General features: G+C 66.4%; 13 protein-coding genes. 4 read left to right on the top strand and 9 right to left on the bottom strand.

Translation table 11 applies throughout. The features are described 5' to 3' along the window. Positions 1-81: 81 nt before the first annotated feature. From IU476_RS27945 to IU476_RS27930, 4 genes are all read right to left on the bottom strand, one after another. Positions 82-939 carry an anti-sigma factor gene (locus IU476_RS27945; protein ID WP_195105065.1) on the bottom strand — a complete coding sequence of 286 codons (858 nt, stop codon included), beginning with the start codon at positions 937-939 and terminating at the stop codon, positions 82-84. Then, positions 932-1,594, bottom strand: a complete 663-nt coding sequence (gene sigK / locus IU476_RS27940) for an ECF RNA polymerase sigma factor SigK (RefSeq protein WP_195105064.1) — start codon at positions 1,592-1,594, stop codon at positions 932-934. Before sigK ends, IU476_RS27945 begins: the two co-directional genes overlap by 8 nt. 451 nt (positions 1,595-2,045) lie before the next feature. Beyond that, positions 2,046-3,605, bottom strand: a complete 1,560-nt coding sequence (locus tag IU476_RS27935) for a molybdopterin-dependent oxidoreductase (protein ID WP_195105063.1) — start codon at positions 3,603-3,605, stop codon at positions 2,046-2,048. Between the two features lie 66 nt (positions 3,606-3,671). Next, the gene (locus IU476_RS27930) at positions 3,672-4,307 is read right to left on the bottom strand and encodes a fasciclin domain-containing protein (protein ID WP_195105062.1); all 636 of its coding nucleotides are present in this window, start codon (positions 4,305-4,307) and stop codon (positions 3,672-3,674) included. Between the two features lie 138 nt (positions 4,308-4,445). Between IU476_RS27930 and IU476_RS27925 the strand changes: the two genes are divergently transcribed. Continuing rightward, positions 4,446-5,018: an NUDIX domain-containing protein gene (locus IU476_RS27925; protein WP_195105061.1), complete on the top strand. Its 573-nt coding sequence runs from the start codon at positions 4,446-4,448 to the stop codon at positions 5,016-5,018. 98 nt (positions 5,019-5,116) lie between these two features. Here IU476_RS27925 and IU476_RS27920 read toward each other — a convergent pair whose 3' ends face one another. After that, complete coding sequence (locus IU476_RS27920) at positions 5,117-6,091, bottom strand: YihY/virulence factor BrkB family protein (protein ID WP_195105060.1); 975 nt, start codon at positions 6,089-6,091, stop codon at positions 5,117-5,119. Between the two features lie 376 nt (positions 6,092-6,467). Further along, positions 6,468-7,388, bottom strand: coding sequence for a class I SAM-dependent methyltransferase (locus IU476_RS27915; RefSeq protein ID WP_195105059.1), 921 nt, complete (start codon positions 7,386-7,388; stop codon positions 6,468-6,470). Positions 7,389-7,538: 150 nt separating this feature from the next. On the opposite strand from IU476_RS27915, the gene IU476_RS27910 reads away from it, so the two are divergent. Continuing rightward, positions 7,539-8,201 (top strand): TetR/AcrR family transcriptional regulator, encoded by a 663-nt coding sequence (locus tag IU476_RS27910; protein WP_324194366.1) that lies wholly within the window; start codon positions 7,539-7,541, stop codon positions 8,199-8,201. A 77-nt stretch (positions 8,202-8,278) separates the two neighbouring features. Continuing rightward, on the top strand, positions 8,279-8,959 hold the full coding sequence (locus tag IU476_RS27905; RefSeq protein WP_324194364.1) for a cysteine hydrolase family protein: 681 nt from the start codon (positions 8,279-8,281) through the stop codon (positions 8,957-8,959). Positions 8,960-9,016: 57 nt separating this feature from the next. On the opposite strand, the gene IU476_RS27900 is transcribed toward IU476_RS27905, so the two are convergent. The 3 genes from IU476_RS27900 to IU476_RS27890 are packed head-to-tail and all read right to left on the bottom strand — an operon-like array spanning position 9,017 to position 11,416. Continuing rightward, on the bottom strand, positions 9,017-9,520 hold the full coding sequence (locus IU476_RS27900) for a hypothetical protein (RefSeq protein WP_195105053.1): 504 nt from the start codon (positions 9,518-9,520) through the stop codon (positions 9,017-9,019). Next, a complete protein-coding gene (locus tag IU476_RS27895; protein ID WP_195105051.1) occupies positions 9,517-10,248 on the bottom strand; it encodes a hypothetical protein in 732 nt (243 codons plus the stop codon). The genes IU476_RS27900 and IU476_RS27895 overlap by 4 nt, the downstream gene beginning before the upstream one ends. A 40-nt stretch (positions 10,249-10,288) precedes the next feature. Beyond that, complete coding sequence (locus IU476_RS27890) at positions 10,289-11,416, bottom strand: hypothetical protein (protein ID WP_195105049.1); 1,128 nt, start codon at positions 11,414-11,416, stop codon at positions 10,289-10,291. Between the two features lie 356 nt (positions 11,417-11,772). Here IU476_RS27890 and IU476_RS36365 point away from each other — a divergent pair, with 356 nt between their 5' ends. Continuing rightward, a complete protein-coding gene (locus IU476_RS36365) occupies positions 11,773-11,964 on the top strand; it encodes a hypothetical protein (protein WP_228824435.1) in 192 nt (63 codons plus the stop codon). Positions 11,965-12,433 lie beyond the last annotated feature (469 nt).

Below are 12,433 nucleotides of genomic sequence, written 5' to 3'. Positions count from 1 at the left end.
CTTGTCGTCGGCTACTGCCGCAACGGCATTGCAGGAGATTCGCGGTGCCGCCGACCCGGGTTTGGTCGGCGGCCCGACGGGTCAGGTGAGCGGTACTCCGGCGATCGGATCCGTGGTGGGCGCGACCGAGCCGCCGGCCGGTTCGAGCGACACCGCCAGCTTGTCGGCCCCGCCCACCCGCACGAGCAGCGGCGCGCTCGCGCTCGGCAAGGCGCCCAGCACGCCCCCGGAACGCACCTGCGCCCCGGAGATCAACCACAACTGATAGGCGCGGTCCGCGGGCGCGGCCGGAACGGTGTCGAAGGACACGACCGCCGCATCCAGTTCTCGCGACGCGGTGACGCTGATGGTTCCGCCACCGGTCACCGGAACCGTCTCCACCCGAGCATCGCCATGCTCGACGACCTGCTGCGCGGTGACACCCTCGGTGTGAGATTGGCTGCGGTACACCGCGATCCCCACCCCGGCACCGACAGCCACCACGACGGCCGCGGCCGCCGCCAGCCACCGCATCCTCTGCCCGAACCGGCTCCCCACACCACCCCGCGCCGAACCATGCAGCACGGTCGGGCCATCCTGCCCCGAATCACGCAGGGAGGCAGCATCTTCATTTGCGGAGTCGTGCGCCGAGGTCGGGCGATCCTGCGCGGGATCGTGAGTCGAAGGCGCGGTGTCGGATTCCGCCTCGGCTAGCTGGGCGTCGAGCGCGGCTTGCAGGCGCGCCTCGAGTTCCGGCGGGGCGGGGACCGCGTCGACGACCGTCATGGCCGCCAAGGTTTCGCGCAACTCGCGCACCGTGGTGCGGAATTCGGCGGCGGTGGCCTCGTCGGCCTCGTCGAGCAGCTGCTCGATGGTGCGGCGTTCCTCGTCGGACAGCGCGTCGAGCGCGTACGGGTAGGCGAGGTCGAGCAGGTCGGCGGGGGTTGGGAGGTCAGGCATCGCGCACCGATCCTGTCAAACAGTTCCGCAGTCGTTTGAGTCCGTCGCGGATGCGGGTCTTCACCGTGTTCAACGGAATGCCCAGGTGCTCGGCCACTTCCGCGTAGGTCCGCGCACCGTAGTAAGCGAGTGCGACGGTTTCGCGCTGGGTGTCGGTGAGCGTGCCGAGGCAGTCGACGACGGCTTGCTCGTCCGAGCGCTGGCTCACCGTCTCGGCGACGATGTCGTGATCGCGACCGAGCTGACGGTGCCCGTAGGCGAGATCGCGCGTGCCGGCGGAGGATTCGACGCGCACCCGGTCGACCGCCCGCCGGTGCGTGATCATCATGAGCCAGCCGATCGGGCTGGCGAGGCGGCCGTCGTACTGCCCCGCCTCGTTCCACACGTAGAGGTAGACGTCCTGGGTGAGGTCCTCGGCGAGCGCGCGCCGCCGCAGAATGCGCAGCGCCATCCCGAACACCCGGTCGTGGGTGGAGCGGTAGAACCGGGTGAACGCCTGCCGATCACCACCGGCGATACCGTCCAGCAACTCGGCGAGCAGGCGATTGACCTCCGGATCCGGCGTAGCGCGCGGCACCCGGCAGGTGTCCGCTCCGGTGGCCCCCGCGCCGATGCGACCACCTTCGGCCGAAAAGATGCGGCGTTCATCCGCCATAGCGCTGTGTCTCCATACGTAGGTGTACCCCGGCGATGGTTCCGGTGCGGGTGACGACAAGCGACCGGTGCGGCGATCTACCGCAGAGTGGGAGACTACCCCGATCCCGCGCTCCTCTGCCCCAGAGCCACAACCCCGCCCCCACACCCGCCGATCCCACCTCCCCCGCGGCCGAACCCCACCACCGGCGGCGGGGCACGCCAATCCGGCACGCGGGGCGATGCCCGTGCGGATTCCGGCGTCCGGCAACGGTGCCGACACGGCTTTCACATCCGTTCCGCGGTTCGGTAGATCGGTCGCATATCTCGATTTCGACGTGCGTGCCGGTTCGGGTTGGTCGGTCCGGTGCAGCGTTTCCGGCAGTCCGGGTGCGCGATGGCAACCGGTCAGCGCACCGTGACGATGCCACTGTGCCAGCCAGTGGCACCGCGCGTTCTTGGAGGGCAATCAGTCAGCGCACGGTGACCACGCGGCTGTGCCAGCCGGTAGCCCCGCGCGGGTAGGGAGTGGCTCGTTGCTCGGCCTGCACCTGTCCCGTGCCGTCGGTCGCGCGGACGCGGAGGGTGTGGGTGCCGGGGGTGGCGTCCCACTGCCAGGTCCATTGCCGCCAGGTGTCGAGGGAGTACTCGGTGGCGAGAGTCACTGTGCGCCAAGGCTGATTGTCGACCTGCACCTCCACCGCCTTGATCCCGCGCCGCTGCGCCCAAGCGACACCGGCGACGGTCACCGGGCCCGGCGCGGGCGTCGCGAATGCGGCGGGAACGTCTATGCGGGAGGCGGTTTCGATGGGCGCTTGGTCGGCCCAGCCGCGCTCGGTCCAGTAGGCGCGGGCACGGTCGAAGCGCGTAATCTCCAGCTCCACCACCCATTTGGTGGCCGAGACGTAACCGTAGAGGCCGGGCACGAGCAACCGGGCAGGATACCCGTGCTCGACCGGCAGCGGCTCACCGTTCATGCCGATCACCAGCAGCGCGTCCCGCCCGTCGAGCAGCGCGGAAAGCGGTGTGCCCGCGGTGAATCCGTCGACGCTCCGGGACAGCACCATGTCCGCGTCCGGGTACGGCCCGGCCTCCGCGAGCAACTCCGCCAGCGGGTACCCCAGCCAGCGCGCGGTCCCCGCGAGACTTCCGCCGACTTCGTTGGACACGCACGTCATCGTCGCGACCCGCTCGACGACCGCGTGCGCACGCAGGTCGTCCATGTCGAATTCCACTGCGCGCCCGACCATTCCGTGAATGCGCAACCGCCACTCCGCGCTCGTGAGCGCGGGCAGCTGCAACGCGGTGTCGACGCGGTAGAAGCGTTCGGTGGGCGTGAGCAGCGGCGTGAGGCCGGGCACCTGCGGTTGTTCGGGCAGCGGCCGTGGTTGCGGTGGCCGGGGCAGCCGGAAGCGGGCACGGTCGGCGGTCACGTCCCGCAGGCGCCCGGCCAGCTGCCTGCCCGCCACCCCCGCGCTCGCCGCGAGCACCGCGACACTCGCCGCGGACACCAGGAATCGCCGCCGGGACACAGGGCCCTCTCCGACCGTCCCGGGTGGTCGCGCACCTCTGGCCAGCAGCCGCAACGCGCCGATTCCGGCGGCGATACCGACGACCGTGGGAATCGCGAACCACGCTGTGGCACTGGGCCGTTGCAACGCGGCGACCACGGTCACGCCGCCGAGCAGCACCAGCAGCACACTACCCAGCGGCCGACGGCGTTCCAGCAGTCCGGCCACGACCGCACCGACGGCCATGACCGCCGCCATCGCGACGAACAGCGCCTGCTTGTCACGGCTGCCGAAGCGGCGGATCGCGGCGTCCTTCAGCTCGTGCGGCGTGTGGTCGATCATGGTGGCGCCGAGCACGAAGAACGGCGACGACGCGGGCTCCAGGAGCACGGCGACCAGGTGGCCGACACCGAGCACGGTCCCCGCCGCCAGCAGACCGGCTACGGCGGCCCGGACGCGCACGATCCGGGCATCTCTTACCGAGACCCGTTGCGTGTCAGTCTTTTCCGGCCTTCGTAGCATGCTTCCTACTTCGATCCCATCGAAAGTCCTTGCCGGGCGGCGCGACCCACGCCGCCCGGCCGAATCTCAGGACGCGGGCATCAGCACCGTGTCGATCATGTAGACGGTCGCGTTCGCCGTCTGCACGCCACCGCAGACAACCGACGCGTCACCGACCTTGATGGCGTCGCCACTCCCGCTGACGGTCACGTCCGCACCTTCGACGGTCTTGTGCGCGCCCGCGATCTTGTCCGGCGCGATCCGGCCCGGAACCACGTGGTAGGTCAGGATTTTGGTGAGCGTCGCCGAGTCGGTCTTCAGCGAGTCGATCGTGGCGGCGGGGATCTTCGCGAACGCCGAATCCACCGGCGCGAAAACCGTGAACTCACCGCCGTTGAGGGTGTCGACCAAATTGACCTGCGGGTTCAGCTGCCCGGACACCGCTTGCGTGAGCGTCTTCAGCAGCGGGTTGTGCGACGCCGCCACGGTCACCGGGTCCTGCGCCATGCCGCTCACCGATCCGGCCCCGGTCGGCACCTGCTGCGCGTAGTCCTTGCAGCCCGGACCGACGAGGTTCGCCGCCGCGGCCGCGGAGGCGGTCGCGGCGGCCGTGGAACTGCTCGGTCCCGACGAGTCGGAGGAGTCGTCCGAACACGCGGTCAGCATCGCGGTGACCGCGGCGAGCGAGACGGCGAGGGCTACCGAACGTCGAATCGAAATCATGGGCTCGTCCTTCGTGAGGCGCGGCGCCTGGCCGCGCGAGGGGTGTGCAACGAGTTCGGCCAGCCCGTGCCACCGGTTTGCTCACTCCGGAAATTTCGCCCGGCGATTGTTGTCGGTGCTCGGCGCTATGGTGCGCGCATGAACCAGGCCACCGCCGTAGTCGCCGAGATCGCCGCGAGCATCGAGCCCCTGGACGAGACGGAGCGCGCGCACCGGGACGCGGCGCTGGCGTGGCTGGCCGGCACCGACGACATCTTCCGCCGCGCGAAACCCGTCACCCCGCCGCAGCACCTGGTCAGCTATGTCGTCCTGGTCGACCCGGTGGCGCGGGCGCTGTATCTCGGCCGCCATCTGTCCTCGGATCTGGACCTGCCGATGGGCGGCCACGTCGAGCCCGGTGAACACCCGGTGGCCGCGGCCCGCCGCGAGGCCGTCGAGGAATTGGGCATCGAACCCGAATTCACCGTCGTGGGCGAACGTCCCCTGATGCTGACCGTCACCACCACCGTCGGCCCCTACCCGCACGTGGACGTGAGCCTCTGGCACGTGATTCGCGGCGACAGCACCCGCGAATACCCGCTGGACCCAGCCGAATTCGCCTACGGCAAATGGTGGGACCTGGACCCCTACGGCCTCCCCGCCACCGACCCGCACTTACCCAGGTTCCTGCGCAAGCTCGACAACTGCCTACAACCCGATCGGCAACTCTGAACTTTCCCTGAATCTCCTGCGCCGCCACCGCGCCCCGCCTCGCGCGCGTTCCGCTGTGCGAGGCACCAGGCCGCGCCTGGCGTCCGCCGCAGGGAATCTCAACTTGCGGGAGCAGCAGCTCGGGTCGTGTCCGTCCGCTCGGTGTCGCCTTCGGCCTCGTTCTCCCCCTGCGACTCACTCTCCGGGTGCTCCCGCGCCTCCCGCAGGCTCCGTTCCCGCACCACCTGCGCGTCGACCGCCGCACCCAGCAACACCGCGAAGTTGGTCAGCCACAACCACATCAGAAAGATCACCGCGGCGGCCAGCGAGCCGTAGACCCGGTTGAAGGAACCGAAATGCGCCGCGTAGATCGACAGCCCGGCCGACCCGGCGATCCAGACCAGCACCGCGATCAGGCTGCCAGCCGTCAACCACCGGAACCGCTGCCCGTGCACATTGGGCGCCATCCCGTACAGCAACGCCAGCATGGACCCCACCAGCAACGCCAGCAGCGGCCATTTCACGATCGACCACACCACCAGCCCCGCCGACCCGACACCGACCAGTTCCCCCGCGTGCGCCGCGACCCCCGGCGTCACCACGAACCCGAGCACGGTCACCACGACGGCACACACCATCACGACGCTCAACAGCAGCCGCAGCGGCAACGTCCGCCACATCGACCGGCTCTCTTGCACCCCATACAACGCATTGGCCGCCCGAATGAACGCACCCACATAGGTCGTGACCGTCCACACCGCCGACAGCAGACCCACCACCGCCATAGGCCCCGACAATCCCTTCACCGCTTGCAGATGCCGCACCGAATCGGCCAGCAGCGTCGTCCCCCCGTCGGGCCCGAGCCGCCCCGCCGCCCCCGCCAGCGAATCGCCCGGCTCCGGCCCCGCCACACTCAACAACACCAGCGTGATCAGCAGCGCCGGAAACACCGACAACATGCTGTAGTACGTCAAAGCCGCAGCCCAATCCCACAATTCGTCCGACCACGCCGCCCGCACGGACCGCACGAACACCCTGGCCTCCGCGCGCCGCAGTACCCGATACCGCACTCCGCGACCCGATTCGCTCACCATGACCCGACCTCCGAACCAGTGCGATACCCGGGGCTCGCCACCCCGAAACACGTTCCTGGAGCACCGCCACCAGTCACGCGTTCCCTCCCTCACGCCACCTTCGAATCCCATCTCGGTTGTCCCCGAATTCTTCGGCCCGTTTCACCGCGGGAGGCGAGCTTCTGCGGCCCGTTTCGCCGCGACGCGCGAGATTCTCCGGCCCGTTTCACCGCAACGCGCGAGATTCTCCGCCCCCGTTTCACCGCGGCGGGTGAGATTCTTTGGCCCTTTTCACCGCGGCGGGCGAGCCGTCGCCGACGAACTCGAACGGGCGTCTCGTGCGCACGGCGACGCTGCCGAAGCCCGCTGGAATGCGACGAGAGGCGGTTGGCACTCGCTACTTCACGGTCCTCTCGAGAATGCCGCTCACGTACAGCACGTCGCCCATGCGCAAGTCGTCGTCCTCGATCGGCGGAAGCCCGTTGGCGGCGAAGAGGTCTCGGTTGCTTGCGGTGTTCAGCACCCACCCGCGTGCGGCCAGGTATGGAGCCGCCTCGTTGCGCTCGCCGAAGTATCGCTGCCGCGCGTGGTCGAAATCGAACCCGTGTGCGCGCCAGCGTTCGGCGAGACGGTGCAGGCCCTTCTTGGTCGCGACATCCTCGCCCGGACGCGGATTCGGCCTGCTCTCGGTGGCTACCCGGCTTCCCGGCGCGCTGAGTTCGGTGACGGTGTCCAGCAGCCGGTCCTGCGCCTCGGGCGGCAGGTAGCCCAGCAGTCCTTCGGCGCTCCACGCGGTCGGCTGTTCCTTCTCGAAACCGTTGGCGCGCAAGGCATCAGCCCAGCCGTCACGTAGGTCGGCCGCGACCGCTCTCCGGTCGGCGGTGGGTGCGGCACCCAACTCGGCCAGCGCGCGGGTTTTGAACTCGACGACTTGCGGCTGATCGACCTCGTACACCACGGTTCCGCCGGGCCAGGGCAGCCGATACGCGCGGGAGTCCAGCCCCGAGGCCAGGATCACCACCTGCCGCACGCCCGCACGCATCGCCTCGAGGAAGAACTCGTCGTAGAACTTGGTACGCACCTTGGCCCCGTCGATCGCCACCTGCTCGATCACATCGACCGGACTCAGTTCGCCGGTCGCCAACCGCGTGAGGAACTCGACGCCGACCGCCCGGACGAGCGGTTCGGCGTAGGGATCGTCGATGAGCGCCGGGTCGGTGCGTGTCGCGATCGCCCGCGCCGCCGCGGCCATGGTGGCGGTCGCGCCGACACCGGACGCGGGATCCCAGGAGTCCCCGTCATGCCTTACGTCAGCCATGCTTCACCCAAACTTCCTTCCATTCAATGGCTTTCACTCGAATTGCCTTGGCTTCTCGATCGCCGACCGAACCCTACTGGCCGCCGGGCTCGATGCCCCGGCCAGCGGACCATAGCCAACACGACCGCGCCGTTGACTAAAGTGAGAGCAGTGCCGGCCCTTTCGTCTCAACACCTGCGTTCCGACGCTCGAGACAACCGCGCCCACCTCCTAGACACGGCCCGCGCCCTGTTCCTCACAGCAGGCCTGGACGTCCCGATCCGGGAGATCGCCCGCCGCGCCGAGGTCGCACCCGCCACCGTCTACCGCCATTTCCCCACAAAGCAGCTACTGCTCACCGAGGTCTACGCCCACCAACTGCACGCCTGGCAGTCCGCGTTGACCGCCGGCCTCGCCGACCCAGACCCCTGGCACGGCTTCTCCCGAATGGTCGAAAAGCTCTGCGCGCTAAGGGCTCACGACCACAACTTCACCGCAGCCTTCAAATCCGCCTACCCGCGCGCACTGGACTTCACCGCTATCCGCAAGGCCTCCCTAACCACCGCAGCCGAACTGATCACCCGCACCAAAAACACCGGCCACCTACGCCCCGACATCACACTGCACGACTTGACCCTCATGCTCACAGCCATCGACGGCATCCGCACCCCCGCACCCCGAACCGCAGACTCCCACCGCTACGCCACTCACATCCTCCGAGCCTTCCGCGCCATTCCGTCACCACAAGGTCCGGTCCCGAATTCCTCCTCCACATCCAAGGCGACGAAGCCTGGTTCCACCGGAGCGAGGAACCCCCTCGACAACCGAAGCTGAAAGCGGGCGGAAATCACTGTGCTGCAAGGACAATGAAGTCGATCGACATCACTCGGGCCTCGGGAGGGAGTTGTGACGTGCCGGATACCGCAGTGCTCATGATCGACATGCAGAACGGCTACATCGCCGACGACGGACTGCGAGACGCTCTCGGCTGGCCGCCGATCTGGCGGCTCGACGAAATCATCGACGAATGCGCGCAATTGCTCACCACCGCTCGCGCCGCCGACATCCCGATCGTCTACTCACGCCAGACCACCAGCCCGGCCGGATCGCTCGCCGCCAATCCCCGTGCCGCACGCCACCTCCGAGCCCGCAAACACCGCCTGCCGAACCTGACACCGGAACACAAACAGTGGCGCGCCGAGATCATGGAAGCAGTGTCCCCTCAACCCGGCGACATCGTCCTGGACAAAACCCGCCACAGCTTCTTCGCCTACACCGAACTGGCCCCCGTCCTGAAAAGCCTCGGCACCCACCGCCTCCTGGTAGCCGGCCTACAAACCAACGTATGCATCGAAGCCACCGTCCGCGCCGCCCTGGAACACAACTACGACGTAGCCGTAGCCGAAGACGCCGTCTCCACCGACGGCCCCGACCTCCATCACGCCGCCCTCAACTCCATGCGCGTCCTCTACGTAGAAGTCGCCCCTTGGCGCGACCTCCTCACCCCCAGCGCCCCCTGGGACCGCGCCTACACCACAGCGAACTACGGCCGCAATCCCGCTTATTGGACAGAACCCGGCGACGGACGCTGATCCCCACGAACAGAGTGGGGCTCGAACTCGCCCGCGAAGGTCAGGACCCCCTGCCGTTCAGGTGGTGTACAACTGGACGTGGATATAGCGGGTTGTGGCGTCACGCTCGTCAACCGTGACGGATCTGCTGACATATTTGCCGCCCGGCCGCTGGATACGATCACCGGTTTCCAAGAGTGAGGGCGAAGTCTCCAGCGGTGGTCCCGCAATGGTTTTCTCGGTGACCGTGTATGTCTTGGTAAGCGGTGTCGAGAAGTCCGATGCGGTCAGAAAATTGCTGAGCCCCTGCGGATCAGCACTCAGCGCGAGCTGGTACCTGGTATCGAGTGCGCTGTCGGTACGCGCGGCAAGTACAGTCACACCATCGGGGATGACAATTCTGCCGAACGCGGCGGCCTCCTTGGTGAGATCGGCGACTGTCTCGGTCGAGGTTCGTGGGGAACGGGAATCGGTGTCCTCGCGTTCGCCACCACAGCCCGTGACACTCACAGTGACAGCCACCATCCCGGCGATCAGGCCTGCAAGCTTCGAAGTTCGGGCTCTTCCAACGGAGTACGTCATCGGGTCGGGTCGCTCCTATTCCCGTCTCGGCTATTGTTTGCGCCGGGCAGGTTGATGCCCCGCGCCGCAGGCACTATGCCCTCGTATTGTCGAACGCCACTGGTTCCGTCCATATCGTATTCGCGTGCCAAGCCTGCGGTATGTAGCGCGCCCATACGCTTGTCCGTCACAGTGATACCAGCGATCTCGGTGCTCTTCTTGCCATCCCAGTTGTATCGGTCGTGCACCCAAATCTTGTACTCGACAGTCACTCGAGGCTCCGGACCACCGGTCGGCTTGTGAACGGTGACAACACCGGTAGTACACAGTTGAATGCCGCCCATTGCGTAATACCAGTCAGAACTCAACTCTGGACCGATATAAAATCCCTGCGGCAGCCACCGCGACTGAAACTGCACCGGGTTTCCGTAGCTGTTGGCAGCAGAGGCTTCGGAGGCTATCCGCCGGATCTCGGTTTCCGCAGTCTTGTTGGCGGCCTTGTCGACGTCAGGTACGTCGCGCAGTAGTTCGTCGACCTTCGGATCCAGACCTGTGCCCTTGTTTCCCAGATAGTGATCGAGGTGCCTGGCAGCGTGCGTCCAACCTTTGGCGTCGGCGGCGATCACTGCCGCTGCGGCTACTTTGGCGAAGAGTACATCGTCACCGCGACTGTAGACTGGTTGGGAACCCCAGCCATTTTGTCCCGCATCATCGGGCGGGTGCGGAACGGGATCGGGTATCGGTGCCATGAAGTCTCTATTCTCTCGCCATTTCTCAAATGTGGCTTGATTAAACCCGTGAATCAGGCGCGGGGGTGTCCTCCCACCAAACGTTGCCGCCGTATCCGTAGCGTTTGACGCCTTGGTCGGCGACTATTTTGGTGGGGAGTTCGAATTCGCTGGGGTTATAGCCGGGTACAGCTTGGCCGGGCTCATAGTTGAGGACACCAGCAATCCGGCCTATGGCGGATGTGATTGCGTCGTTGCGAGTTGTGGCATCACGTTTGAGCGTGTCGACGGCATCGAACACCCGAGAGCGCATTTCGCCTTGCATATCACTATCCCCCAGTAGTGCCCACACGCCCAGTGGCAGGGTGAAGTTGAGGAAGCTCATTGATTGGGTGATGGCCGCCAGCAGTCCGGTGGCTTGGTTGTAGACGAGGCGCTCCAAGAGCAGTCCGCCGTTCTCGACAATCTTGCCGACGGTGTCGAGGTCGTCGCTGCGTTGGTTGATCGCGGTCGCGAGGCCGGTCGCCGTGGTTGCGAATGCGGTTGCCGCTTCGCCGGTCCAGCTGGTCTGCAACCAGTTCTTACCGCCGTTGATGTTCTGTGCGGTGACGAAATCGTTGAGCCCTAGGGCAGTGATACGTTTGCCGATTTCTTGAAGGTGTTCCCAGTCGGCAACGAGCGGGGTCAGATAGTCGGCAGCGGGTTTGATGCCGATAGCTCTGCCGAGAGGATCGTCGTAGGGGGTCAGGATGTCGATGCTCGCGGTGACGGCCTGACGAACCGTGCACTGAACGTCTTGTACGTCTTGCAAGGTGGGCAGTTGCAGTCCGCCATATCGGGTGACTCCGGTGGTCGTGCTCGCTGGGGCGGCAGCTTGTCCGTCGATGGTGGTTGTCACCTGCGTGAGGCCGGCGGCGTGCTGCTCGTCGCTGTCGGAAAACTGAGTGGCGGCGGTGCCCAGGTTCGTTGCCATGGTGTCGAGTACGCCAACGTCACGTTGATGTGCGCTGTACAAGGTGCTTTGGAGCTTCTGGGCTGCTGATGTCAGTTCAGCCATTCGACCGCTCGCACCAGCCAGTGCTACTCGTGGTAATAGTCGGCTGGCGTTGGCGGTGAAGTTGGCGCTGATGTCGTTCAGATCGAGTTTGAAACCAGCAAGCTTGGACACGTCGACCACGAGGTCGGCCACTGGCCCCCCTTCCCACCTGGCACTGATTGCACAACGTGAATCGTAATGCGCAGTGCCCCTGCGGCGTAGCGCTGTGCGTCGGCGCACGCGCCAAATGACAGGCGGGGAGGGACTTCTGCGGGGTCCGGGCGGTGGTGGTTCATCCAGGTCAGGGGCGTGTGCACCTCCATGCCGTGCGGCTCGCAGCGGCTCGTTCGTCCGGGTCTTGGCCACTTCTTGGCCACCTGAATAGGCATGCGCCCTATGCCGTTGGAGGACTGACAGCACTGGCACTGACCGCAACGGTGCAGCCGCGCAGCCAAAGTCGAGGGCCTTCGGCCCTATACCGAGACAGTTCCGGCCGAAAGGATCTTCCAATGCTGGAGTACGTCGTCGGCGCAATCGCCGCCATGGTCCTACTCCTCGGCTTCGACCCCGCAACGGCAACAGCGCAGCTTGTCCCGTCATCCCTCACACAGACCGCGACGGAGGTATCCATGCCTCCGGGAGACACCGTGGAGGTGCGGACCGGCGTAGGGGCCGGGATCGGACACAATCTTGATCAATAGCAAGCCGCTGGCGAAGCGACGATCCGTCAGCGCTGACCTGGGAAGTTCGCTCGCCGCTGGGTGGTAACTGGCACGAACCTGCCGGGTGGATGCAGGATGCAAGTTTCGCGGAAATCTTGCTTTTCCGCTGTCTACCAGACGTATTCATTGGATAATCGGCGCAGGCCGGGGGAGGCCATCCTTCGAGGGGAGGACTGTGTCAGTACTGAATCCATTTGCTGCAGTGCGACTTCGGCCGGTGAGACACATCCGTTGGACACGTCATGAATCACTAGCCTCGAGACGTGATGGCGTCATATCAACACTGCCGCAACCGCTCTCAAGATCAAGTAACAACCAACTCCGGTCGATCACCACCGAATCAGCAGGTAACGTCGGCCACCGCTCGCCGATTGCACTCGCAGAGTGTGTAGTGGTTGAGCTGTACGTCGGCTTCTCCGGCGATGTGGTGGGGAAAGGTCTGCCGTGC

This window comes from Nocardia blacklockiae, assembly GCF_015477355.1.
GTDB classification, from domain to species: Bacteria; Actinomycetota; Actinomycetes; order Mycobacteriales; family Mycobacteriaceae; genus Nocardia; species Nocardia blacklockiae.
This window is presented reverse-complemented; position numbering and strand designations above follow the sequence as displayed.